We start from the raw sequence: 24,253 nt of genomic DNA on the forward strand, positions 1-24,253 counted from the left end.
TCCTTCTCTACTGTAGCTTTTGTGCCTGTGCCAAAGCGGCTTCGCTGTTTTGGCGGTAGAGCTGGACCCGGTCCTGTGCAGTGGGATAACGCGGGTCTTGGGATGGAATCTGAGCCATTAAATCAGAAGCTCGCTGCCAGCGGCTTGCCACTTCTAGCCACTCTGCCGAGGTTTGGGCAGACTGCCCAGCCAAAACTGTACTTTCAGCTAGGCGAACGGCTTCAGCAAATGGATCGGCAGCGCCACCAGTTGGAGTGGCCGACCCGCCGCTAGGCTGTTCGGCTTGAGATGTTCCAGCACTTGTGCCAGTGGGCTGATCGGCTGCGGTCTGCTCTGCCAAGGTTGGATTGAGCTTTGGATTGAGCCAGCTATAGAGCGCCCAACCTAACAGCAGCAGAAACAAACTCAAACTTGCGCCACCAATCAAACCACGCCAAAATAGTTTCTTCTCCCGGCGCTGACGCGGCGAGGTTTTTGTCAGGGTGGTCTTGCTGGGGTCTATCTTTTTAGGATCTTTGCGGTCTTGAGATAAGCGCTGCCAGAAGGAAGGCTTGGCTAAGGTAATCTCTTCGGACCACAGCAGTTGGTTCGTGGGGTCGCGGTTAATTTCTTCTAGCCATAGCAATTGCTGCTCACGCACAATCCGGCTGTTAATATTCACCCGTCGGACATTGCGTGGTTGCAGCGATTCCAGAATTTGCCGCACCTGACCGACCAGAACCGGCTGCTCTAGCTGCTCTGGCTTAGGAGCTTCACACAATAGCTGCAAAACCCCCTGATCAAACACTGCTCTGGTTCGGACCCCAGAGTCAGCCAATTTCTCGTTCAAGACTTGAATAATTGCTGAAACACTGCCTCGACGCGCTTGGCGGGCAATGTCATCGATCGGATCTACCATTGTTCGCTAAGTCCCTAGACGGGTCGTGAACCCTTAATTAAATGCATCTCATTCACACTTCCGGCACGGGGAAAACCTAATTAAACAACAATGCTAGTGCAGAGGCACGAACCTGACTCTATAGATTACAACATCTTAGTTTTGATTGAACAGTTTGGCGGGAAATGAGGAGTAGGGGGTAGGGGGTAGGGGGTAGGGGGTTAGAGCAGGTGGTGGTAGTCGTTGAAGCGACGGATTTGCCAGAGGTCGGTGTTGAAGCGGTTTTGATCAGTGCGTTGCCAGCGGGAGTGGTCGATCCAGAATTCAAATAGGGCGGTGTTGCGGACATGAATGCGCCAAGAGCGCTCGCAGCCCAGCAGCTCGGCAATCAGATGCTGCAAAATCCAGCTATGGGAGATGATCCAGATGGAGTCGCCGTCGGTGTGGCTGTCGAGCAGCCGTTGGATAAACTGCTTCGCCCGTCCGCGCGCCTCGATCAGGGATTCGGCTCCTGGAATTGGAATCCAGTCGGCGGAGTTTTCGAGCTGGGTGCATAGCTCTGGGTAGCGCTGTTGAGCTTCGGCCCAGGTTAACCCTTCAAAAATGCCGTTCTGAAACTCGCGCAGCTCATCGGCATACTGAATCGGCACCGGCGGATCGGTGGGGTAGGGAGCCAAGACATCAATCGGCGTATTAATCTCGCCATCGACCAAATCACTCACCATAGCGGGCAAGGGATGGGCCGAGAACTGAGCCAACAGAATTTCTGCTGTTTGAACCGCTCGCTTCAAGGGACTGCTGTAAACAAATGCGGGCTGCCATGCTTCGGCCAACAGCCGCTGCCCCAGCTTCTCGGCCTGATGTCTGCCTTCCTCGGACAAATCAAATTCACCGTTGCCCTGCATCCGCCCTTGCTGATTGCCTACCGACTGCGCATGACGGATAAACAGCAGTTTTAACGGCTTCATCATTGCTATCTCTCCATCACGGTAGACCTGATATCTGTAGAGCTACCTTATCTAGCTTTTGGCCCACCGTATGCAGTATAGCGCTGCCTAAACTGCTATCTACGAGGTCTACGGGTATGAGGCCGAACCGGGGTTCCATCTCTGCGTCTATAGCCGCGTACAGAAACCCGATCTGAACCAGTACACTTTGAAATTAGTGCAAAAATCAGCAAAATCAGCGCCAAAAAGCCTATGAGTTCCATATCGACCGCCTTCGAGCAGCACTCGCTCGATGAAGCCTAGCATTTAGCTAAAGTTATTGACTTCTATTTGAAATTCTAACGAGTCTTTCAATTCGATTGCGAAGTCATTTCCTTGGCCGTAGAAGCTGGCATCTGCTTGCCATTCACGCTTTGTAGATAGATGGTACCAATGGTAATTAAAAACACGAGATAGGCAACAGCCTGCACCGCATACAGGGTTTGTGTGTAGCCAAAGAACGCCTTCAGCAAAATTCCTGGAAACTGACGGTCGGGCAGGACTTGGCTCAAATCCCACACCTGCGGCCCCAAAATGCAAGACGCTTGGCTGAAACAAAGATTAGCCGACTCGTTTAACTGCGACCAGAGGCTAGCCGCTTTATCAAAATGGCGCAGCGCACTCACCACTAATCCCGATACGATTAGCAGCAGCAACACACCCATCACCTGGAAAAACTGACGTAGATTGATCTTCACCCCCAACTGAAACAGCAGCACGCCAATGCCTGTTGCACCCACTAGCCCTGCCAAGGCTCCTAAGGCCGGCACCCAGCCTTGCTGAAACTGGGCTGCAATAAACACTACCGTCTCAAACCCTTCCCGCAGAACCGCGATTGTGACTAAGCCAAACACGCCCCAGCCGGCAGAGCTGCCCTGTTGCAGCACCGACGTAATCGCCCCTTCTACCTCGGATTTCATCTGGCGTGCCTGCTGCGTCATCCAGATCAGCATCCAGCTCAGTAGCCCAATTGCCACTACACCAAACCCGCCTTCCAATAGCTGTTTTAGGATCGGCGCATAGGCTTGGTTCGACTGATCTAGCGCCGCCAGCACGCCACCAAACAACAGTCCCACCAGCACACTGCCCAAAATACCAACTCCAATCCCCCCATATACCCAGGGGTTCAGCCGCGTCTGTCCTGCTTTCTTGAGATAGGCCAACACAATGCCCACCACTAGAGCTGCCTCGGTTCCTTCCCGCAAGGTCACCACAAACGTCGGCAAAGCGCTGCTCAAGTCCATACCTACTAACCGCCAATAGAATTTCTTTTCTATTGTGGAGGATTGAAGAAAGTTTTGAGTTTTGAGTTTTGAGTTTTGAGTTTTGGCAGCCTAGCCTATGCACAGTAGAAGTTTTAAGCTTATTGGCACGAAGCAGTTTTTTGTCCTAATTACTAACCAAAACGCTTTACAGTAACCCCCTACCCCTACCCCCACCCTCTACCCCCTACCCCCCTACCACTCTCACGATCGCCGCTTCGATTTCGGCTGAAACCCCGCTGTCTTAGCAGCCTGCCGATTCGGGTGATGGGCCGCCGAACTGGGTGACGAGGGATTATCCGCCAGGTATTTGCGATTGCGTTCCCGCACTAAGGCATCTTCGTCGCCATAAAAGAAGGAGAGGAGGGCAAAGCGCTGGCCGCTTGTGACTGGAGTCGCTTCGTGCAGCAGCGAGCACGAAAAAATTACGGCTTCGCCCACATCGGGCCGATAGAGTTGGCTACCGTATTCGGGAAAGCGTAGGCAGCCGCCTTCATATTCGCCGGTGTTGAGATTGAGCGTCATGGCAAAGCGCCGGTGGGCGGTACCTTTGGTGGTGTTGTCACGGTGGCGATTAAAGAAGCCTTGATTGGTGCTGTCATAGCAGGCGACAATGTGGCGCTCAAAGCGGGTGATCGAGAATTGATAAGCTTTTTCAATTTCGGGCTTAATCCGGCGTAGCACAACCTGGTTGATCGTATCGAGCAGAGGCGTATCGGCCAAATTGATATCGCGTCGTTTTTTAAAACCATAGTCGAGAATTTCTACGGTTTTGCCATCTACGTCTCGCATAAAGCCCGAATCACGCCCCCCTTGGGTCTGGTGGAGTTGCACCAAGCGGCGGCAGAAGTCGGGATCGAGCACGCGGGGAATGAACAATACCGGAGCCTGTCGGGTCGCCATGATCGGGGTAGGCAATGGGGGCAAACTGCGGACATAGTTCAAGATCTGAGCCACATAGTTTTCCGGTTGCTCGAGGGGAAATACCTGCAAAACCCGCAGATTTTCATCCAACACAAAGCTGGTTGGCCGATAGGTAACTTGATCGGCATCCGTGGTCCCACAAACGCCATATTGCTGACTCACACGTTGCTCAAAGTCCCAGAGAAACTTACAGTAGGTCGGCTCTAAAATGGCCTCGGCTAACTTCTGATCCTCTGGATCAATGCTGACACCAAAAAACGGCACGCTCGAGGCGGCAAACTCAGACTGGATTGCGCAAAAGTCTTTCACAGCTTGAGCTGAGCGCGGCACCTTTGTGCTGCCAAAGAAAAACAGAACAACGCGGTAGCCGCCTACCGTGTCAAAGTGATAGTTAGGGTTCGAGGTTGAAGGCAGAGTAAACCAGGGAACGGGATCACCCACTGTGAGAATGGTCATACCACCAGAAGTTAGGAAAAACTAAAATAAGCCTGCACCGAGCAGCTTCGGCATGAGTTTAATCTAACTTCAATTGGGCTAGGCCAAAATCCGCATGAATGGCTCTGTAACAATCTTGCCAATCCTGCTAAAGCGAAATAATCAAGTAACTATCCTGAAATTTCGCCCCTGTCACCTGACGGCCCCGCAATTCAGGCGGTAGCATAATATTGCGGCGCTGATCGCCTGCTTCTACGGTCACTTCCGGTCCGTATTGGGTCAGCTTGACTTGCTTTTTGTCGAAACCCGGCAGAAAGAGGTACACCTTACCCTCCGCCACATCAATACGAATCGGACGGGGTGCCTGCGAGACTTGGCTAAAGTCGGGAAGCGCCTGCATTAGCATCTGCCAATCATCCCCACTGCGGGTTGGGACTGGGTGAATCGGTAGGGGAGCAAACTCGCTCAGACCAGTGGATTGGCTCGCTTGATTCAGCAATACTCCGCCAATCGTTAGGCCCACCTGCTGAGCACTGCCCCAGAGATACTTGGCGGTGGCAATTGCATCGGGGGCTGCCGTCGTCACCAAGTAGGCTGCGACTCGACTCGGATCAGCGATGACCGCCTTGCCCTGATCCAGCATCGTGGTCATTTGGTTAGCGGCAGGCTGGGAAAAAATATCGCCAGTCCAGTTGACGTTTAACACCGCGGCGGCAATGGGCTGCACAAAAGGAGAAATCGCTTTGCCCAGATCCGAATCAGCAAACACCTGCCGGAACCGGCGGGCATACCAGCTCACGATTTCGGGTGTGCCCAGCATCCGCAGCGTTGCCTGATCGCCAGAGCCATCAAACACCAGCACATCGTAATTGCCGCTACCGTCAAAGCGCCGAATTGCATCCAGCGCCAAAGCATCGTCCATGCCGGGTAGGATGCCCAACTCCTGTCCATACACAGCCTTGAAAAAGGGCGAGCGCAAATACTGGGCTTCTAGCTTTTTCACCTCTTCCCAATTTTGCTCTAGCAGAACCGTGCTCTGGAGCTGGACCACTTGCAGATTGGGCGCGATTTCCTGCGGTTCCGCGCTGACCGCCGCACCTAATAACAATGCCAGAGCTGGGCTAGTGTCCTGACTTGCGAGCAACACCTTTTTACCCTGAGCGGCGAGCTGCTTAGCGGCTGCAATTGCCATTGTGGTCCGACCAGTGCCGCCTTTGCCAAGAAACGTCAGAACGAGTGCCATACTAATGTCCTAAAGTGCAGTGGAGTTCAAGCGCTGCAAAAGGCAGCTTTTCTATGCTAGCGAGCAGAAAAAAGGGGATGCTTCGCCTGATGGAGGTAAACCTGATCCAACCCAGCCTGCGAACAGCCCCTACTCAAATCTGATTTGGCTCAACTAGAGGATACAAGTTGCTTGATTGCTTCACTGCATCGGCTCTAGCTCATCTTCAAAAAACCAAGTGGTAAAGTTGTCGTCAAATTTCACCACTGCACCCACGCCACTGCCGTCAACCATTCGGTATTCCTTAATGACGCCAGTTTTTCCTAGCCGTTCAACCACCTCTTTTGGGGGACGATCGCGTAAACGCCTTACGCGCACCTTTTGACCAATTTCCATCTCCACTCCACAAAGGAAAGACCATGAACCAATATATCAGTGTCTTGTCCGTAATTACGCTATTCTGAAAGCCGGGGAATTGAGTTTTGAGTTTTGAATTGGTGCAGGAATTCAGAGCTGGGTAGCTCCTATGGCAATGCCCGCATGAAAATACAGACCCCACCACCAGAACTCAGCTCCACAGACTACACACAGGCCCCGCCAGCAAAACCCAATTTTTTTACGCTTAGACTCCAACAAGCTCAAAACTTAGAACCCAAAATTCTCTAAGCCCAGACTCCGCCAGTAAAACCGCCAGTAAAACTCAAACCAGTAAAACTCAAAACTTAGAACTCTTAATTTTAAGGAAATGCTTGCCAAACGAATTCTTCCCTGCCTCGACGTTAAAGCTGGACGAGTAGTCAAAGGCGTCAACTTTGTCAACTTGCGCGATGCGGGCGATCCGGTGGAACTGGCTCAAATTTATAATCAGGCAGGCGCGGATGAGTTAGTGTTTCTTGACATTACGGCCACCCACGAAGATCGGGACATTATTTTCGATGTGGTCTATCGCACGGCTGAACAGGTATTCATTCCGCTCACCGTCGGCGGTGGCATCCAATCCTTAGAAACTATTAAAAAATTGTTAAGAGCAGGAGCCGATAAGGTCAGCATTAACTCAACTGCCGTTCGGGATCCCGACTTTATCAACCGAGCCAGCGATCGGTTCGGCAATCAATGTATTGTCGTTGCCATTGATGCCCGCCGTCGTTCTGATCCGAGCAATCCGGGTTGGGATGTTTATGTCCGGGGTGGACGTGATAATACCGGCATCGATGCGATTGCTTGGGCTAAAGAAGTGGAACAGCGGGGAGCAGGAGAGCTGTTAGTCACCAGCATGGACGCTGATGGTACCCAAGCTGGTTATGATCTGGAACTGACTCGCACCATTGCCGAACAGGTGCAAATTCCGGTGATTGCATCGGGTGGGGCCGGTGACTGCCAGCATATCTATCAAGCCCTCAGCGATGGCAAAGCCGAAGCAGCTCTGCTCGCCTCCTTATTGCATTACGGCCAGCTTACCGTCGCCGAAATTAAACAGTATTTGGCAGAGCGTCAGGTGCCAGTTCGCTTGATATAAGCACCTTGAAGAACCGAAGTTGTCAGGATTTCAAGCAGGTTTAGCCGCACGGATTTTTAAATCCTGTAATGCCTTGTGTCTGTGCCATGCTGCCTGCATTAAGGACTAAACACGCTTGTCAAAGCTTTAAAGATGCGCTATACACTAGCAGCAGTCTTGTTAAAAACTTGTAACGCTAGGAGTAGAGTCATCTGTTCTAAGCAAGCAAGTAGCTCGAAAAAAGTGTTGCACAAGCTTACCAGAGCGATTGCCATTTTCAATCGGTTGGGTAGGGGGCTGGGTAGGAAAACCTAGAGACAGCTTTCTGAGAGTTTGTTAATATGTGTAAATATTACAATTCGTAAAACGATTTAAGAATGTTTTTTATCTTGATCGTCGTTATTGGGTTGGTAGCTTGGGCCTTGCATCTGATGCAGGAAGCGATTCAGCATCGCGAATTTTCGTTGATGCTGGCCGGCTTTCTGGTATCTACAGCGGCGGCTGGGATGATGGCAGTTTACTTTCTGATGAGCCATTATGTGGGCTACATGTCGGAGATGGCCCATCGCTCCTATGGAATGACCGAATGGTCCGCACCAATTGTGTGGTCTACCTATGGTGAAGATTGGCTCAGCGCTGGTCCTGCTTTGAATCCTGCTGACTATCGCTCCAATTAGCTTTAGCCAGGTCAGCGCACCTCAGCGCACCTGAAGTCAGAATTTATAACTCGAATTAGGTGGTTGGTTGACCGGGTTGCAAGTTTGCCCGGTTTCGCTATTTGATTGAGCCAGCATTCTTGCTTTTCTGCTAATTTGCGGGTTACGACGCTGCTGGTGATTCCGCGTTGTGAATTCCAGTGAATTCGATTAGCAGACTCGCTGGCTGTAGGCAAGGTGGCCGCATTCATTGATTTTGATTATCTTATAGCCTGTTTCAGGCTAGTGAAGTACGAAAAACAGGGTGCAGGGGCACTGCCCCGGGGTGGGGGCAAAGCCCCTACCCCCCAGACCTCACATGAGTGAAAAACGCTGTAAATGACTGGCTGCTGAGTCAAAGATTCGGTAGCGATTAGCTGTATATTAAAACCATTCCGTAGTGAACTCTGTAGGCCCTTCCTAATTGCCCATCTTTCTATGGCTGGCCTATGGTTAGCTCTATTGCATTGTCGGTTGCTTGACTGTGTTCACAGTGTTCACAGTCAGACTTTGTGTATTAAGAAGGCGAATTTTGTCGAGTTGATTATTGAAATCAAATCTGATAATCAAAAATTTGTCATCCTCAGATCTAGATCCTGTGCTAAAACTACTCTCGGCAAGTAAAACTTAGCTGTAGAAAGTTTTAGTCTTTTTGTTCTATACCCATTTTTTGGTGATGCCCTCTCAGTTTTACCATCTAGCTGCATTCCTTATTTCCGCTGCGGTAGTGTTGCTGACGACGCCGATTGTCAAGAAGATTGGGCTGAAGAGCGGTTATTTTGACCCACCAGGTGGGCGTAAGGTGCATCAGCGTCCGATGGTGCGTTTGGGTGGCGTTTCAATTTTTCTGGGCACGCTGATCGCCCTGCTTTGTGTCTGGTGGGCTGGCGGTTTTGGCACCTTGCCTCCCGATAAAGAATACGAGATTTGGGGCGTCACCCTGGGGGGGGTAGCCTTTTTCTTGATTGGGCTTGCAGATGACCTGTTGAACCTATCGCCGTTCCTGCGCTTGCTGTTGCAGGTGATTGCGGCCAGTTTGGCTTGGCAGGCCGGAGTACAAATCGAGTTCCTAAGTATTCCGCTGATTGGTCTGGTTTCGTTGCCGGTTTGGATTAGTTTGCCGGTAACAGTGATCTGGCTGGTAGGCATGACCAATGCGATCAATTGGATTGATGGTTTAGATGGTCTAGCAGCTGGGGTTTCAGGGATCGCAGCCGTTGTGATGCTGATTGTCTGTCTGTTTATGAATCAACCGGCGGCAGCGCTGATTGTCGCTGCTCTGGCCGGGGCAGCATTTGGCTTTTTGCGTTATAACTTCAATCCGGCGCAAATTTTCATGGGCGATGGTGGCGCTTATTTTATGGGCTTCACCCTGGCAGGAGTCGGCGTAGTTGGTTTAGTCAAGAGCGTCACAACCGTAGCGGTGCTGCTGCCGATGCTAATTTTGGCGGTGCCCTTGCTCGACATGTCTGCCGTGATTTTGGACCGCTTACGCCACGGTAAATCTCCTTTCATTGCCGACAAGCGGCATCTGCATCATCGATTGCTGAAAGCAGGTTTATCCCATCGCTTAACGGTTCTATTTATCTACGCCCTGACGCTGTGGGTTGGCACGTTGGCCCTAGCCTTTTCTGGTATTCCAAGCGGATTGGCCTATGCCATTGCTGCAACTTTGCTGCTGAGCTATGCCGGTTGGTGCGTTAGGAAACAAGCCAGACAGCAATAGAATCCAAATATCATCCAAATATCATCCAAATAGAATCCACAAATCACACTCAAATTACAACAGCTATTAGAGGCGATGCTGACGGGCGAAATTTGGGCGGTCTGCTCTAGCATCCATGGGAGGATCACGAATCACAGGGTAGGGATAACAGGGTAGGGATAACAGGGGCATCGCCGCAGGCTACAGCATCAAAAAATAGGCGCGTTTTTGCCTCAGATCTTCTAACATTAACTTTTCCTGATTGATGCCGTTGTTGAGTTTGGCTCAACCCGCGCCCAACAGCAAACCAATTGGCAATTTCTGCCTTCGTCCCCACTCCCCTACCTGCTCGCCCTCTATGAACGCCATGAGTGAATCCAATGCAGCCGAAGTCATCTCTGTTGGTACAGAATTACTGCTCGGTGAAATCCTCAACACCAACGCTCAGTTTTTAGCGCAAGAGTTAGCCAGATTGGGGATTCCGCATTATTACCAAACCGTGGTCGGAGATAACATTTTGCGGCTACAAAAGGCAGTGGCGATTGGCTGCGAACGGTCTCGACTGCTAATTTTCACGGGCGGTTTGGGTCCCACACCTGACGATCTCACCACCGAAGCCCTGGCTGATTTTTTTCAAGCCCGTTTGATTGAGCGGGCCGAAATTTTAGCAGACATTGCTCAAAAGTTTGCCCGTCGAGGTCGGCAGATGTCACCCAGTAACCGCAAGCAAGCTTTGATTCCAGAAGGAGCTGAGGTATTACCCAACCCAACCGGCAGCGCTCCTGGGATGATCTGGCAACCACGGCCCGGATTGACTATCCTGACGTTTCCGGGCGTACCCAGCGAAATGCAGGTGATGTGGCGAGAAACTGCCGTGCCCTTTCTGCTCAGCCAGGGTTGGGGTGAAGCAGTTATCTACAGCCGCACCCTCCGGTTTTGGGGAATAGCGGAATCAACGCTGGCTGAAAAGGTATCTGCCCAGTTGGCGCTGCCAAATCCCACGGTGGCTCCCTATGCCGGCAAGGGCGAAGTGCGGTTGCGGATTTCTGCCAAAGCCAAAACCGAAGCCGAAGCAACGCAACTAATTGCACCCGTAGCTCAACAGATCCAGGAAATTGTCGGACTAGATTACTACGGCAGCGATGATGACACCCTCGCCTCAGTGGTGGGCGCGTTACTCAAGCAGGCAAACCAAACCGTGGCCGTAGCAGAATCCTGTACCGGAGGTGGCTTGGGTGAGTTTCTCACCCGTGTTTCCGGCAGTTCGGCCTATTTTCGCGGCGGTGTGATCTCCTATGACAACCAGGTGAAGGTAGAGCTGTTGGGAGTCAGTCCAGAGGATTTGGCTCAGCAGGGAGCCGTCAGCGATGTCGTCGCTCAGCAAATGGCCACAGGGGTGAGGGAACGATTGAAGTCAAATTGGGGCCTCAGCATTACCGGCATTGCTGGACCCGATGGTGGCAGCGATACAAAGCCTGTAGGCTTGGTTTACCTCGGCCTAGCCGCACCGGATGGCTTGGTCGAGAGCTATCGCTACCTGTTTGGCGAAACGCGCGGACGCGAGATGATCCGCTGGTTTAGCATCTGCACAATTCTAGATCTGCTGCGACGGAGGCTGGTCGCGTAGCTTCTACCTCCTAACTCCACCCTACCGCCGAGGTACTGATCACCGTCGTCAGCTCAGGTGTAATTTCTAGCGTGTAGTCGAAGGGGGAACTACCGGGTGCGGTTTGGGTCATGGCTTTACCGTCTGGGCGACGTGGGGCAAAGTAGGAGTCTGCGGTGACAACTAGATTGCCCGCCGCGTTGAGAGACAGTCCCTTGACTTCCAGGCTATTGCTCTTGCCGCTGCTCAGAATCGAGGAGAGGTAAACTGCGTCGGTGAGTTCGCCGGTGGCGGGATTGATGCGAGTCAACACCGCGACTTTGGCCCCACCTCCTGCACCATAACTGCGCAGCCACGATTGGGTAGCATCGCCACTAACACGCCGGAAATCTTCAGCAGGCGTGCCTTGGGTGCCATCGACACTGAACACAGCATAGAGCTGGCTTCCGCTCCAAAATAGGCCATAGCCGCGCCCATCGGTGCCAGTGACTTCGTAGTCGATGCGGACCCAGTTGTTGCTGGGATTTTTGGCATCGAAGCTAGCCAGAATTGGATTCTGGTTATCAGGAGTCACTTGTTGCGTGCCAATGTAAATAGTCTGGCTACCGAGCTGGAGGCGGGCGGCACTCGTGGCAGCAATCGTGGTTTCACTGTCGTTTGGCAAAAATTTGACTGTCGTAGGCTGGAAGGAGCCGATAGCTGGAATGGTCGGTAGCACAGGGCTTGATGGACTGGGCGGGGGTACAGGACTGGGGCTAGGCATGGGGCTAGGCATGGGATTAGCAGCAGGAGCCACTGGCGTTGGCATCATGTTCCAGAAATCGCGGATGTCGATCTGGCTGCTCTGGATATTTTTCAGAATGGCCAAATATTCGCCAGTCTGTTTGTTTTGAATCAAGGTGTTGCCAGCCTGTTGACCCGTGCCTTGCAAAATTACCAAATCCTCGAATTTCAGGGTAGTTAGCTCTAGGAAGTCCTCGCCATCCCTAAAGTCGGTAATTTCGGCAGCATTCCTGAGCTGGGCTGCCCCCACCGCTAACACAAACCGATCGCGTCCGGTCCCGCCTGTCAGCTTGTCGCGGCCACCCTGCCCGTTCAGCCGATCATCCCCACTGCCGCCCACTAACTGATCGGCATCTTTACCACCTAAGAGCTGATCCTGTCCAGCTTCTCCATTCAGAGTATTGCGTCCCAAACCACCGCTCAGCGAGTCGTTACCCGTACCACCCAGCAGCCGATCGTCGCCTCGCTCCCCAAACAGTTGGTCATTTCCGCCAAACCCTTTGAGTACATCATCACCAGCTCGTCCCCGGACAATATCGGCACCGGCCCGCCCCAGCAGCAGATTATTCTGGCGATTACCCGACAAACTCCGTCCCCGCAGGGAACCGCGCGACAGATCCGAGCCTGCCAGTGAGCGGGATTGGGGTTTGTTTAGGCCAACCTGTATCGGAGCAGATAGGGGAGATAGGGGAGATAGGGGAGATAGGGGAGATAGGGGAGATAGGGGAGATAGGGGAGAAGCGAGGGAAACAGTTGCGTGATCGCTTGCCAATGAAACTTCTGCAAAAACCATTGATGCTAATCCTTGATGCGAAATAGACGGCAATATCGTTAACAGCAGTGTTTTTGGCCATGCGAAAGCAGGCAATCAGTCTGTTCCAGATTGGGAGCAAACAGAATGCCGTTCTTGCTATGCAAGGTGCGGAGCACTTGCTTGCAAGGAGCACTGATGCAGCTCGCAGGCAGGCAATTGAATTCAGCAAAAATGGGGGATATATTTTCCTATTCGCACCAACGGACGCCCAACAGGAAAGTATGAAAAATTACTTGAGTTAATTTCTTCTGTACGGGGATATAGCTGTTGAAGTGATGCTTAAAATAACGAATTTAGATGGATCAGTGAAAACCCTGAAACAATCTAATTTTTGTTTTAATTAATACTTTTATTTAGAGTAAGCTGCGTGATATTCCGGCTAACTAATCTAAGGTCATGATGAGTGACTGAGAATTCTCAGCAGAATTTAGCAGATGGTCAAAATTGAGCATCAAACGCGGAGCAGACATCCGGCCAGCAGGCCGGATGTTGTGCTGTAGGTTTACCGAATCATCAGGTTGACCTACTCAGTTCACCATACTCAGTTCACCATATTGATCTGGCAAAACTGTGCTTGAGGGAAATAAAGGAAATACAGATAAGGAAATACAGATGCGAAGCAATTTCCCTAAAACATCCAATCTCCCGGAAACGGTTCGAACGGGTCAGGTGTATCTGGCTTTTTTAGTGTAGTCGGCGGACGGTCGCTACTCCAGGCCCACCAAACGGTTCCACACTGGCACTGGTAAAATTCTTGCCATTTGCGCCGATGGTCTTCGGTAAACACCGGTGCTCGCCGATTAATCCAAACCTGTTCCGCTTCAGCGGTCGAGGCACGACAGGTGGGACAGCAGAATTCTTGCGCGTGCACTGCTTTTTCGGTCCAGTCGGGCGGAATGCGAGCAAAGGCGTCCATGCAGGCTGTTTAGGGGAAGTGGGTTCATTCACTATCCTACACATAGTTTCCGGTCGAGGAGGTCACCTCAGCCACAGCCTTAAACTCAGCCCTCAACTTTAGATTGCGACTCGCCGATAAAAAGGCCACATTTTTAGCTATTCTCTGTAGGTAAATTTATTTGATGGATCTATTCGGTTTAGCGCCCTAGCTTCATCGACAAGCTTGATCGACAAGCTTCGCGGTTGGCCTTGACTACTCTGCATCAGCTTAGGTGGCTTTTATGAGTTTTCTCAATCTCATCTCCTTTTTTGGCATTTTTGGGTTGTGTGCGATTGCCTGGTTATTTTCCGAAAATCGTCATCCCCGCTATTTTCCCTGGCGTGTTGTAATTGCCGGACTGTTGTTGCAGTTTGTGCTGGGAGCGCTCGTGTTCATCGTGCCGGGAACGCGCGATTTGCTGCAAGTATTTAGCACCCTATTAAATGTCTTGTTTGAAGCCGCTGATGCCGGAGCGCGGTTTATCTTTGGCGGAATTCTAGTGCCACTTCCTGGCGAGGAAACCCTCTTGCTGGCTCCATTAGTGCAGGGCGAAGTTTGTTCGAACAGCACAGTAGGCGAGGTGATTTCAGGCTATTGCGGTGTGCGATTGGGCTACATTTTTGCCCTGCGCGCTCTACCTACGGTGATTTTCTTTTCCGCCTTGGTGGCGCTGCTGTATAACCTGGGAATTTTGCAAGTCATTACCAAGATTTTTGCCCAAATTTTCTATCGCACCATGCGGCTGAGCGGAGCCGAATCCCTGAGCGGCGCATCTAATATTTTCGTGGGCATCGAGGCGGCAATTGTGGTCCGCCCCTTTTTGCCCAAAATGACTCGCAGTGAGCTGTGCACGATTTTAGCCTGCTGTTTTGGCACCACGGCGTCTTCGGTGCTAGCGCTTTACTCGGCCTTTCTCAGACCTGTGTTTCCCAACATTCTGGGGCATCTGGTCTCGGCGTCAATTATGGCAATTCCGGCCTGCTTCCTGCTGTCAAAAATCCTGATTCCAGAAGCACAAACTCCCTTGACTGCCGCCGGTATTCCTGATGAAACGCGAGCTGAGCAGCTAGACCCAGAAGGCAACTACGGCGAGACAGAGCACCTGAGCCCAATGGATGCTACCGTCGCCGGGGCTTGGGACGGACTAAAAATGGCTGCTTCGATTGTCGCCGTACTGATTGCGGTGCTGGGGCTGGTGTATCTAATCAATCAATTTTTTGTAGTGTTGGCCAATCTCGCCGATTCGAACATTGGTTTCTTGCAGCCAATCGGACAGCTCTTTCGCTATGTCACCATACAAAACATTCTGGGAGCACTCTTTCTGCCCTTGACTCTTTTAACTGGCGTCTCCCTCAGCTGGAACGAACTCTGGCAATCGTCCGTGCTGATTGGGCAGCGGTTGTTTCTCACCGAAGTTCCCTCATACCAGGATTTAGCAGTTCTCACCCAGCTCCCGGCTGAAACTCGCGTGCTGACCGACCGCGCCCTGCTGATCGTCAGCTATGCCCTCTCAGGATTTGCCCATCTCGCCTCGGTCGGCATTTTCGTTGGAGGCATCAGCGCCCTTGCTCCTACCCGCCGCAAAGAAATTGTCTCCTTAGCCTGGAAAGCCCTATTTGTCGGCACCCTAGCCACCTACATGATTGCTTGCATTGCTGGCGTCTTCGATACCGGCAGCCCCACCATCCTCGGCAGACCCGCAGATGCCCCCATCCCCACCGCTCCCGCCATCCCTAGCCCCGCTCCCGCTACCCCCAGCCCCGCTCCCACCATCACCCCCGCCCCTAGCCCCTAATCAGCAGTTCCCTCACCTCCCCCCTCTCCCGACTCCCAACTGACGATAAAATAATCCATCACCAACTACCGCCGAGAAGGGTATGAGTAAGAAAAAGCGACTGCACCGCATTTCCCGACAAGTGAAGCAAATGGCCCACGGGGTTGAAATGCTGACTCACCAACTGCGACAGCTCAACCACAGCAGCCTGATGGGGCAGCTCAGCTTGGAACCCGACAAATTTCCCTACGTGCAGGAGCTAATCACCGATACCCACGGTCAGGTGTCGAAAGTCGTGCTGCACTTCGAAGATTACCAACGCCTGCTAGCCGGATTAAAGCCGGAACCCAGCAATAACAACTCTGACTCAGCTCGCGTCACTGCACCGGACTAACTTTAGCCCGATAGAGCAGTTTGTCGCCCTGCCGATAGCCCGGATTGCGCACCTTCACCAGATCGCCCAGATTGGCCGTACCCTCTAATAGCTGATGTTCTTGCGGATTGTAGGGCAGTTCGGCTCCCACAGGCGCTAGCATTTTAATCCCCCAGGATTGCAGCAGTTGTTCGATCGGGCGCATCAAGGGCAGCAGCTTTATAGCCGGCAGCTCTGGTTTTTGCTGGGCTGCATAGGCGGCTGTAGGAAACTGTAATAGCCAAGATTCCAATTGCTGCAACGTTGCCTGCTGGAATTCTTGCTCTAGGGTGGCTCGCTGTTGCGCTAGCTGGGTTTGCAGTCGCTGATATTCCTGTCGCAGTTGCTCTAAGGATTGTTGCAATGCCGCTTCGGATTGCTGGGATTGACGATCAGATGCTTGATTTTGTACCGGTTGAGCAGTTGAGCTAACAACTGAACCGTTCGAGTCAATTGGTGTTCCTGAAAAACGCTCAACCAGTTGATCGATAGAAAGCTGGAGCACCTGCCCCAACTTCAGCAGCACCTCCACTCGCATCTGTGCTACTCGCCCGGTTCGCAGCAGTTCAACCTGCCATTTAGACACACCTGCCGCTCGACTCAATGCTCGAAAGCTAGTCATCCCGATGGGCTGCATCAGAGCACGAAGCTGGGCGTTGTAGTCTGCCATTGGGATCACGATGACGCAAACAAAACTAGCGAAGTATTCTATCATCTCCTGACAAATTACTTACTCGTCAACATTCGCCTGCCAACCGTGTCTGAAAATATTCCTGATACAGCCGACAGCGGGGGCCGACCTGATCGCCTATTTTTTTCACCAATCCCATACTGTAGAGCTTGTAGGCTTGCATTGTATCCAACTGTAGCGGTTCGGGAGCCATAACCACTTGACGGAATGCTTTGGCTAACTCCGGTCGTTCTTGCAATTTCTTGAGATGACGCCGCAGGTGATCAGTGTAAATTCCGGCATCGGTGGCAGCCTGTTGCAGCAGTTGAGTCAGCGTTACTTTTTGCCAAGCCAATTCGTCGATCGCCAGCCGCACTAGATAGGGATGCCCACCCACCGTTGCCATCAGACGCTGCACCCAGTTTTGATGCCAATCAAGACCGTAGCGCTTGAGTAAATCTTCAACCTGCTGGGCCGTGAATTCGGGTAGTTCTACTGGTAAGCCGACATTAAACGGCGAGTGATTCAAATCCAAGCGGCCATAATCTTCGGTCGAATGGACCACAACCAAGCGCAGCTTCTCCCAAACCTCAATGGTTTTGGCTTCTTCGTGCCAACTCCGCAGCATCGAGAAGAACCCCTGACTCGCCGCCAACGCATCAAACAGCCAATCCACCTCATCGAGCGCTAGCACAAATGGCTGCTGAATCGGCTCTAAAACTTGCTCCTGGATAAACGTGGTGCAGTTGACAATGCTACCCCGGTCCAGATTCCACATGTCTTTGGGCTGGGTTGTTAGTTTCAATTCCAAGCTAATGCAGGCACAAAACCAGCGCAGCAGCCGATCTAAATTGCTCAGAACCGTCGCATCAATTTTGGATAAATTGAGCCGCACGACTCGGTAACCTTGTTTTTCCGCGAGGTCACAAACCCGATACAGCAGGGACGTTTTACCCATGTGGCGAGGCGACTTGATCCGGATTAATGCCCCCGGACGCAGAATCGCATCATAGCAACGGGCTTCAATCGGAGCGCGATCAATATAAAAGTCAGAGTTGACAGGTACTGGCCCTTCCGGAAATTCCCCGACAATAGCAGGCAATAAAGGTTCTTCACCAGCTTTGCTTTCAAGTTCCGCCCCATCCTCCTCTAACGCTGACCAATCGACAATTTCTTGCCAGTCTTCAATTCCAACTGCTTTACAAATTGAAATAAACCCATCGAGGGAAATGGGCTGTTTCCAAAATCGCCGCAGCGTGGCTTGGGACACATTGGCTTGCAACCACCAGGTTTTGGACCGGGTTTTAGACCACCCCATCCGCTTCCGAGCGCGATCTACCCGCTTTAGCCCTTCCTCGGATGCTTTAACCGAACGCAGAGATGCCAGATTCACCATAGGTTTGATCACGACGGCTACCGCCACGCTGTGAATATCTCAATTCTGCCCTAGCTGGCGTTCCTGAGTTTAAAGCTGAGATCAATTCTGAGCTTATTTCAGAATTTGCCTACGACAGGATTGAAGTACTAATACATCCGCCCCTATGATGAAACAACGCTACTATGGTTGCTCTTAGCACTGGCTCCAACGCCCCCCACCGCGAAGAAACTTCTCAAATTGCTAAACAGGTTGCTCCGATCGCCGCCACTGAATCTATTGCCAAACTGGGTTGGATTCTGATTCGACATCGCTGGATTTCTGCGGCTCAACTGCATACAACTCTAACTCAACAACCCAGTAGCTCTAAAAAACTAGGCGAACTGCTGCTAGAAAAATCCTTGATTTCTGAAAATCAGCTCAACCAAGCCCTACAGGAGCAGTACTGGCGCAGAAATGGCTATTGGGTAATTGGATAAAAGTTCAAACCAATTGTACCAACCGAAAGACAATTACGAAATTGAAGCTGTAGTCTGAGTATTGAAAGATACCATCAGTTTCAACAAAATTTACAGCTTCGTAGATCTTACTATCGACTGTATCTGAGCTACTCAGTAGCTGTGATGGTAAGATGAGCACTCACGTTACTGTTTTACTCGGCTCATGGTTTGATTAGCCCAATCATTGCAATTGTGATGATTATGATTCTCATACCCCTATCAATCTGCTGTGCATTCATGTGTCGTGGATCAATTTTTTCAATAGAACTGCATGCCTCTTGATTGGCAATACGTCTATTAAAGCAATGCAGGGCTTAACGATACACCAAACTGAAGTCGCAAGGAAATCTTCTGTTCACTGCTATCTTCAAAATTAAGCTCTGATCAAATCAAAACCTGACAGAAAATTTGCATAGGTTGCTCGTCTGTTTTGCTAAGAATATGTGTGAAATCCATTTGGAGGTCAAGCCGAGGCTAGAACTACACCGACCGATTTGCACATTCACAGGCATAGGCGCTAACAGATACACAGAAAACCCTATACCGATCCGCCTGGTTCATATCCTGAGATCTACATTGCGGCAACTTTACTAAACATGTTGCTCTGAAGTTGAGGTGCAAAACGTGATTGTGGTGATTATAATTGATGCCGAAAATGGCAGTCGCGCGACATAGATAATTGCTTTCTAGAAGAAATTGCAACAAACTACCGGCTTAACTGTTGGACATCATAAATTAGCTGACTAAAGCAAAATCAACCTGAATTACCAAATGAGATCGCATCTGAGTTCAACACTGAACTTATTTCACTATAAATCTAGTGGAAAGTAGCAGTAGAAACTCTCTTCAATCATCAGGTAGCACTACGCCATCTTCAGTTATGTACAGAAGGAAATTGATATGAATACCAGAACTCTACAGTCTCCATCTCGATCACTTTCGTTTCTCTTTGTAGGCGGAATTGGCTTTCTGTTACTGGCCCTGTTTCTCCGGCCTTTCACAATTGTAGGTGCAGGTGAGCGGGGCGTAGTCATGTATTTCGGCAAAGTGCAAGACAAAGTTCTAGATGAGGGAATCCATCCAGTGTTGCCCGTAGTAACCAATGTGAGACGACTGAGCGTGCGAGTCCAAAAAACCGACGTAGAAGCGGCAGCAGCCTCTAAAGATTTACAGGATGTCAGCACGAGCGTTGCTGTTAACTGGCACATCGAACCTTCCAGAGTAAATCAAGTGTTTCAGCAGGTTGGTGACATGGATGTCATCATCACAGGCATTATTAATCCTGCGGTTTCTGAGGTAGTAAAAGCTTCGATTGCCCAGCGGCCGGTGAAAGACATTTTGCAAGAGCGGGTAAAGCTCAAGGATGAAATTGACAATGCTTTGACCAAGCGTCTAGAACCCTATGGTGTTGTCGTCGATGATGTATCCTTAGTGAATTTTGCCTTTTCAGCGGAGTTCAACGCGGCCATTGAAGCCAAACAGGTGGCCGAACAACAGGCTCAGCAGGCCGCTTTCAAAGCTCAACAGGCTGAACAGGAAGCTAAAGCCGAAATCAACCGTGCCAAAGGACAGGCTGAAGCTCAACGGCTCTTACGAGAAACTTTGACCCCTGCAATCCTACAGCAGCGAGCCATTGAAAAGTGGAACGGCCAATTCCCAACTGTAATGTCGGGTGAAGGAACATTGCCGCTGATTAATGTCAGCCCTCAGCAGCTAGCAGAGCAAGCAGAAACCAATCAAACAGCAACTCAACCACCACAGTAAAGACAGCTAACTTTGGTCTTGAGTTAGTCCGTGCCTGTTCTTTTGCACTATCTCGCGTCTTAAGCATTCAAGGCAAAAGGGTTTTCTGCTGTTTCATCGCTAGCTACAGCGTTCTTAGGGCTATCACTCTCAATGGAATCAACATTCCCTGCTTCATCTTCATTCTCATTACCACGAACGATATCTAGATCAACATCCAGAACTGTCATTTCTAACCCAGCTCTAGGAATATTTCCATTACTGGAAATGTAAGGATTTGGCTCAATGCTACCTGTACAGATCACAACTGATCCTTTTTTCAAGTACTGTAACTTTCGCCATGCGTAGGATTTCTCCCAGATCGTTAGCTTAACTGTAAAAGATTCCTTTCGATCTTTTGGTTTCCGAACATACAACGTTACCTCTGCTAGCTGTGCCTGCTCACCATTGCGCAACTCAACTGTTTTCATTTGCGCATCTGCTGCTAGATGGCCACTAACAATCCACTTATTTAATCCAACACTTGACATAAGAAATGCCCCTGCTTTCGTTAGGTTATGTCTCTATTTTCAACATGCCCTGCTTCAACCAAAAATCAACAGAGCCATTTATTAAAAAGTATTTCGTCCTGCTGCTAAAAGTGTATGAATGCAAAAAGGACTCCCCACTTGAGAAGGAGTCCTTGTTATAGATCACCTGGCACCGAGCTATTTTTGCGGGAGGCAGCCCTCCAACTATCTTCGCCGCGGGTGCGTTTCACCACTCAGTTCGGGATGGATGAGCGTGGGTCCACACCGCCATAGGCACCAGGAAAAGCGATTGAGTTCAACTAGTGATTGATTGCATCAATTGATTGCATCAGTTGGATTGAACCCAGAAGGCTGCATAGTGAACGTAATTTACCAATGTAAGGAGGTCAAGCCCTCGGTCTGTTAGTACACCTCAGCTTCGTACATTACTGCACTTCCACTTAGTGCCTATCAACGGGTCGTCTTCCCGTGACCTTACTGGCTTGTTGCCATGGGAGCACTCATCTTGAGGTGGGCTTCCCACTTAGATGCTTTCAGCGGTTATCCGCTCCGCACTTGGCTACCCTGCGTTTACCGTTGGCACGATAACAGGTACACCAGCGGTGCGTCCTTCCCGGTCCTCTCGTACTAAGGAAGGCTCCTCTCAATGCTCCTACGCCTGCACCGGATATGGACCGAACTGTCTCACGACGTTCTGAACCCAGCTCACGTACCGCTTTAATGGGCGAACAGCCCAACCCTTGGGACGTACTACCGCCCCAGGTTGCGATGAGCCGACATCGAGGTGCCAAACCTCCCCGTCGATGTGAACTCTTGGGGGAGATCAGCCTGTTATCCCTAGAGTAACTTTTATCCGTTGAGCGACGGCCCTTCCACTCAGTGCCGTCGGATCACTAAGACCGTGTTTCCACCCTGCTCGACTTGTCAGTCTCACAGTCAAGCTCCCTTGTGCCTTTACACTCTTCGGCTGATTTCCAACCAGCCTGAGGGAACCTTTGTGCGCCTCCGTTATCGTTTAGGAGGCGACCGCCCCAGTCAAACTGCCCACCTGAAACTGTTCCCATGCCGGATCACGGCAATGAGTTAGAATTCTAGCCTTGACAGAGTGGTATCTCACTGATGACTCCCCATCCCCCACAAGGGATGTCTCATAGTCTCCCACCTATCCTGCGCAGTCAAAGCCCGAACCCAATTCCAGGCTACAGTAAAGCTTCATAGGGTCTTTCTGTCCAGGTGCAGGTAGTCCGTATCTTCACAGACAATCCTATTTCGCCGAGCCTCTCTCCGAGACAGCGCCCAGATCGTTACGCCTTTCGTGCGGGTCGGAACTTACCCGACAAGGAATTTCGCTACCTTAGGACCGTTATAGTTACGGCCGCCGTTCACCGGGGCTTCGGTCGCCAGCTTTGGTTTCCCTAACCGACTTCCTTAACCTTCCGGCACTGGGCAGGCGTCAGCCCCCATACATCGTCTTTCGACTTCGCGGAGACCTGTGTTTTTGGTAAACAGTCGCCTGGGCCTCTTCACTGCGACCAGCTCTCGCTGGCACCCCTTCTTCCGAAGTTACGGGGCCATTTTGCCGAGTTCCTTAGAGAGAGTTATCTCGCGCCCCTGAGTATTCTCAACCATCCCACCTGTGTCGGTTTCGAGTACGGGCAATTTTGGATTAACGTGGTTAGAGCTTTTCTTGGAAGCTTGACATCACACACTTCGAGTCCGTAGACTCTCGTACTCACACCTTCGCTCAAGACGTTTTCGCCGTCTCTCATCGCCTCGGATGCTTAAACCGCTAACCAACATGCGGCTGTGCTAGCCTTCTCCGTCCCTCTGCACAATCCAAAATCGGTACCGGAATGTTGACCGGTTGTCCATCGACTACGCCATTCGGCCTCGCCTTAGGTCCCGACTAACCCTCCGCGGACGAGCCTTCCGGAGGAACCCTTAGGATTTCGGGGCATTGGATTCTCACCAATGTTTGCGCTACTCAAGCCGACATTCTCACTTCCGTTTCGTCCACACCTGCTCTCGCTAATGCTTCTAACTACCACGGAACGCTCCCCTACCGATACATCGATAGATATATCCCACAGCTTCGGTACACAGTTTAGCCCCGTTCATTTTCGGCGCAGGAGCGCTTGACCAGTGAGCTATTACGCACTCTTTTAAGGATGGCTGCTTCTAGGCAAACCTCCTGGTTGTCTATGCACTCCCACCTCCTTTATCACTGAACTGTGATTTGGGGACCTTAGCTGGTGGTCTGGGCTGTTTCCCTCTTGACGATGAAGCTTATCCCCCACCGTCTCACTAGCCATGTGTTCATCTGGTATTCAGAGTTTGACTCGATTTGGTACCGCTCTCGCAGCCCGCACCGAATCAGTGCTTTACCCCCAGACTATAATCATGACCGCTGCGCCTCAACACATTTCGGGGAGAACCAGCTAGCTCCGGGTTCGATTGGCATTTCACCCCTAACCACAGCTCATCCGCCAATTTTTCAACATTGGTCGGTTCGGACCTCCACTTGGCTTTACCCAAGCTTCATCCTGGCCATGGTTAGATCACCCGGGTTCGGGTCTATAACCACGGACATCACGCCCTATTCAGACTCGCTTTCGCTTTGGCTTCGACATTTCCGTCTTAACCTGCCCGTGCCTATAAGTCGCCGGCTCATTCTTCAACAGGCACACCGTCACCCGTTTAATCGGGCTTCGATTGCTTGTAAGCTGATGGTTTCATGTTCTATTTCACTCCCCTCCCGGGGTTCTTTTCACCGTTCCCTCGCGGTACTGTTTCGCTATCGGTCACACAGGAGTATTTAGCCTTACGAGGTGGTCCTCGCTGATTCACCCGGAATTCCACGTGCTCCAGGCTACTCGGGATCCAGCTAGTATCCTTACGCTTTCGACTACAGGACTTTCACCTCCTCTGGTGCAGTATTCAGCTGCTTCGTCTAGCGGCCAGATTCCATATCGCTGTCCCACAACCCCAATGGTTAAAACCACTGGTTTAGGCTCTTCCCGCTTCGCTCGCCGCTACTAGGGGAATCGAGTTTTCTTTCTTCTCCTACAGCTACTAAGATGTTTCAGTTCGCTGCGTTCGCTTGTGCTGTCCTATGGATTCAGACAGCCATCTCTAGGGTTGCCCCATTCGGAAACCCCCGGATCAATGCTTGCTTCCAGCTCCCCGGGGCATATCGTCGGTAACCACGTCCTTCTTCGCCTCTGTGTGCCTAGGTATCCACCATCAGCCCTTTGTAGCTTGACCACTTGATTCTTCAAATCTACATTGGTGTCTGTTTCCGCTTAGTGTTACATCCACAATCCAGTTAGATATTCATCCAACCCATCTTGCAGTCGTTCCACTAAGGTTTCTACCTGACATTGTTCACTATGCAGTTTTCAAGGTTCTTGCTGGACCAATCCCAGCAGGCTATCTTGACTCCATCCAACGATGCCTCAAGACTAGTTGCTGAAATCGCTATCTCACGCACAATTAACCATACTAGCAA

General features: G+C 51.1%; 19 protein-coding genes and 2 rRNA genes. 8 read left to right on the plus strand and 13 right to left on the minus strand.

Features of this window, described 5'->3' with window-relative positions; all coding sequences use genetic code 11:
- Positions 1 to 7 precede the first annotated feature (7 nt).
- The 6 genes from HJG54_RS01415 to HJG54_RS01440 form a co-directional block, all read right to left on the minus strand.
- Complete coding sequence (locus HJG54_RS01415) at positions 8 to 898, minus strand: hypothetical protein (protein WP_316432934.1); 891 nt, start codon at positions 896 to 898, stop codon at positions 8 to 10.
- A 200-nt stretch (positions 899 to 1,098) separates the two neighbouring features.
- The gene (locus HJG54_RS01420) at positions 1,099 to 1,848 is read right to left on the minus strand and encodes a histidine phosphatase family protein (protein WP_316432935.1); all 750 of its coding nucleotides are present in this window, start codon (positions 1,846 to 1,848) and stop codon (positions 1,099 to 1,101) included.
- Positions 1,849 to 2,174: 326 nt separating this feature from the next.
- Positions 2,175 to 3,107, minus strand: a complete 933-nt coding sequence (locus HJG54_RS01425; protein ID WP_316432936.1) for an FTR1 family iron permease — start codon at positions 3,105 to 3,107, stop codon at positions 2,175 to 2,177.
- 222 nt (positions 3,108 to 3,329) lie between these two features.
- Positions 3,330 to 4,505, minus strand: a complete 1,176-nt coding sequence (locus tag HJG54_RS01430; protein WP_316432937.1) for a 2OG-Fe(II) oxygenase — start codon at positions 4,503 to 4,505, stop codon at positions 3,330 to 3,332.
- Positions 4,506 to 4,632: 127 nt separating this feature from the next.
- Positions 4,633 to 5,727, minus strand: a complete 1,095-nt coding sequence (locus HJG54_RS01435; protein ID WP_316432938.1) for an ArsA family ATPase — start codon at positions 5,725 to 5,727, stop codon at positions 4,633 to 4,635.
- A gap of 180 nt (positions 5,728 to 5,907) precedes the next feature.
- Positions 5,908 to 6,108 carry a DUF2862 domain-containing protein gene (locus tag HJG54_RS01440; RefSeq protein ID WP_420717309.1) on the minus strand — a complete coding sequence of 67 codons (201 nt, stop codon included), beginning with the start codon at positions 6,106 to 6,108 and terminating at the stop codon, positions 5,908 to 5,910.
- A 343-nt stretch (positions 6,109 to 6,451) separates the two neighbouring features.
- On the opposite strand from HJG54_RS01440, the gene hisF reads away from it, so the two are divergent.
- The 4 genes from hisF to HJG54_RS01460 all read left to right on the plus strand — a co-directional run bounded on the left by hisF (position 6,452) and on the right by HJG54_RS01460 (position 11,228).
- On the plus strand, positions 6,452 to 7,222 hold the full coding sequence (gene hisF, locus HJG54_RS01445) for an imidazole glycerol phosphate synthase subunit HisF (protein ID WP_316432941.1): 771 nt from the start codon (positions 6,452 to 6,454) through the stop codon (positions 7,220 to 7,222).
- A gap of 356 nt (positions 7,223 to 7,578) precedes the next feature.
- Entirely contained in the window at positions 7,579 to 7,878 is a 300-nt protein-coding gene (locus HJG54_RS01450) for a hypothetical protein (RefSeq protein WP_316432943.1), read from the plus strand.
- Positions 7,879 to 8,572: 694 nt separating this feature from the next.
- A complete protein-coding gene (locus HJG54_RS01455; protein ID WP_316432944.1) occupies positions 8,573 to 9,622 on the plus strand; it encodes a glycosyltransferase family 4 protein in 1,050 nt (349 codons plus the stop codon).
- A 346-nt stretch (positions 9,623 to 9,968) separates the two neighbouring features.
- Entirely contained in the window at positions 9,969 to 11,228 is a 1,260-nt protein-coding gene (locus HJG54_RS01460) for a competence/damage-inducible protein A (protein ID WP_316432945.1), read from the plus strand.
- Between the two features lie 10 nt (positions 11,229 to 11,238).
- Here the strand turns inward: HJG54_RS01460 and HJG54_RS01465 are convergent, their stop codons facing one another.
- Positions 11,239 to 12,783 carry a hypothetical protein gene (locus HJG54_RS01465; RefSeq protein ID WP_316432946.1) on the minus strand — a complete coding sequence of 515 codons (1,545 nt, stop codon included), beginning with the start codon at positions 12,781 to 12,783 and terminating at the stop codon, positions 11,239 to 11,241.
- A 649-nt stretch (positions 12,784 to 13,432) separates the two neighbouring features.
- Entirely contained in the window at positions 13,433 to 13,720 is a 288-nt protein-coding gene (locus tag HJG54_RS01470; RefSeq protein WP_316432947.1) for a hypothetical protein, read from the minus strand.
- Between the two features lie 262 nt (positions 13,721 to 13,982).
- Between HJG54_RS01470 and HJG54_RS01475 the strand changes: the two genes are divergently transcribed.
- Complete coding sequence (locus tag HJG54_RS01475; RefSeq protein WP_316432948.1) at positions 13,983 to 15,536, plus strand: NupC/NupG family nucleoside CNT transporter; 1,554 nt, start codon at positions 13,983 to 13,985, stop codon at positions 15,534 to 15,536.
- An 82-nt stretch (positions 15,537 to 15,618) separates the two neighbouring features.
- Entirely contained in the window at positions 15,619 to 15,909 is a 291-nt protein-coding gene (locus tag HJG54_RS01480; RefSeq protein ID WP_316432949.1) for a hypothetical protein, read from the plus strand.
- On the opposite strand, the gene HJG54_RS01485 is transcribed toward HJG54_RS01480, so the two are convergent.
- Together HJG54_RS01485 and HJG54_RS01490 are read right to left on the minus strand one after the other, a co-directional pair.
- Positions 15,893 to 16,597 (minus strand): helix-turn-helix transcriptional regulator, encoded by a 705-nt coding sequence (locus HJG54_RS01485; RefSeq protein ID WP_316432950.1) that lies wholly within the window; start codon positions 16,595 to 16,597, stop codon positions 15,893 to 15,895. The genes HJG54_RS01480 and HJG54_RS01485 overlap by 17 nt on opposite strands.
- 67 nt (positions 16,598 to 16,664) lie before the next feature.
- Positions 16,665 to 18,020, minus strand: coding sequence for an AAA-like domain-containing protein (locus HJG54_RS01490; RefSeq protein ID WP_316432951.1), 1,356 nt, complete (start codon positions 18,018 to 18,020; stop codon positions 16,665 to 16,667).
- A gap of 137 nt (positions 18,021 to 18,157) precedes the next feature.
- Between HJG54_RS01490 and HJG54_RS01495 the strand changes: the two genes are divergently transcribed.
- Positions 18,158 to 18,451 carry a hypothetical protein gene (locus tag HJG54_RS01495; protein ID WP_316432953.1) on the plus strand — a complete coding sequence of 98 codons (294 nt, stop codon included), beginning with the start codon at positions 18,158 to 18,160 and terminating at the stop codon, positions 18,449 to 18,451.
- A 921-nt stretch (positions 18,452 to 19,372) separates the two neighbouring features.
- Positions 19,373 to 20,236 carry a prohibitin family protein gene (locus HJG54_RS01500; RefSeq protein ID WP_316432955.1) on the plus strand — a complete coding sequence of 288 codons (864 nt, stop codon included), beginning with the start codon at positions 19,373 to 19,375 and terminating at the stop codon, positions 20,234 to 20,236.
- A 59-nt stretch (positions 20,237 to 20,295) separates the two neighbouring features.
- On the opposite strand, the gene HJG54_RS01505 is transcribed toward HJG54_RS01500, so the two are convergent.
- From HJG54_RS01505 to HJG54_RS01515, 3 genes are all read right to left on the minus strand, one after another.
- Positions 20,296 to 20,745 carry a single-stranded DNA-binding protein gene (locus HJG54_RS01505; RefSeq protein WP_316432956.1) on the minus strand — a complete coding sequence of 150 codons (450 nt, stop codon included), beginning with the start codon at positions 20,743 to 20,745 and terminating at the stop codon, positions 20,296 to 20,298.
- A gap of 164 nt (positions 20,746 to 20,909) precedes the next feature.
- A 5S ribosomal RNA gene (gene rrf, locus HJG54_RS01510) occupies positions 20,910 to 21,026 on the minus strand.
- A gap of 101 nt (positions 21,027 to 21,127) precedes the next feature.
- A 23S ribosomal RNA gene (locus HJG54_RS01515) occupies positions 21,128 to 24,009 on the minus strand.
- Positions 24,010 to 24,253: the final 244 nt, after the last annotated feature.

Source organism: Leptolyngbya sp. NK1-12 (genome assembly GCF_032598965.1).
In the GTDB taxonomy this organism is placed as follows: Bacteria; Cyanobacteriota; Cyanobacteriia; order Elainellales; family Elainellaceae; genus Elainella.

Excerpts from the sequence above, each read along its gene's own strand:
- HJG54_RS01430 (WP_316432937.1), bottom strand. The coding sequence starts at position 4,505 with ATGACCATTCTCACAGTGGGTGATCCCGTTCCCTGGTTTACTCTGCCT.
- HJG54_RS01480 (WP_316432949.1), top strand. The coding sequence starts at position 15,619 with ATGAGTAAGAAAAAGCGACTGCACCGCATTTCCCGACAAGTGAAGCAA.
- HJG54_RS01460 (WP_316432945.1), top strand. The coding sequence starts at position 9,969 with ATGAGTGAATCCAATGCAGCCGAAGTCATCTCTGTTGGTACAGAATTA.
- HJG54_RS01425 (WP_316432936.1), bottom strand. The coding sequence starts at position 3,107 with ATGGACTTGAGCAGCGCTTTGCCGACGTTTGTGGTGACCTTGCGGGAA.
- HJG54_RS01435 (WP_316432938.1), bottom strand. The coding sequence starts at position 5,727 with ATGGCACTCGTTCTGACGTTTCTTGGCAAAGGCGGCACTGGTCGGACC.
- HJG54_RS01470 (WP_316432947.1), bottom strand. The coding sequence starts at position 13,720 with ATGGACGCCTTTGCTCGCATTCCGCCCGACTGGACCGAAAAAGCAGTG.
- HJG54_RS01465 (WP_316432946.1), bottom strand. The coding sequence starts at position 12,783 with ATGGTTTTTGCAGAAGTTTCATTGGCAAGCGATCACGCAACTGTTTCC.
- HJG54_RS01475 (WP_316432948.1), top strand. The coding sequence starts at position 13,983 with ATGAGTTTTCTCAATCTCATCTCCTTTTTTGGCATTTTTGGGTTGTGT.
- HJG54_RS01455 (WP_316432944.1), top strand. The coding sequence starts at position 8,573 with ATGCCCTCTCAGTTTTACCATCTAGCTGCATTCCTTATTTCCGCTGCG.
- HJG54_RS01450 (WP_316432943.1), top strand. The coding sequence starts at position 7,579 with ATGTTTTTTATCTTGATCGTCGTTATTGGGTTGGTAGCTTGGGCCTTG.
- HJG54_RS01495 (WP_316432953.1), top strand. The coding sequence starts at position 18,158 with ATGGTTGCTCTTAGCACTGGCTCCAACGCCCCCCACCGCGAAGAAACT.
- HJG54_RS01485 (WP_316432950.1), bottom strand. The coding sequence starts at position 16,597 with ATGGCAGACTACAACGCCCAGCTTCGTGCTCTGATGCAGCCCATCGGG.
- HJG54_RS01505 (WP_316432956.1), bottom strand. The coding sequence starts at position 20,745 with ATGTCAAGTGTTGGATTAAATAAGTGGATTGTTAGTGGCCATCTAGCA.
- HJG54_RS01420 (WP_316432935.1), bottom strand. The coding sequence starts at position 1,848 with ATGATGAAGCCGTTAAAACTGCTGTTTATCCGTCATGCGCAGTCGGTA.
- hisF (WP_316432941.1), top strand. The coding sequence starts at position 6,452 with ATGCTTGCCAAACGAATTCTTCCCTGCCTCGACGTTAAAGCTGGACGA.
- HJG54_RS01500 (WP_316432955.1), top strand. The coding sequence starts at position 19,373 with ATGAATACCAGAACTCTACAGTCTCCATCTCGATCACTTTCGTTTCTC.
- HJG54_RS01415 (WP_316432934.1), bottom strand. The coding sequence starts at position 898 with ATGGTAGATCCGATCGATGACATTGCCCGCCAAGCGCGTCGAGGCAGT.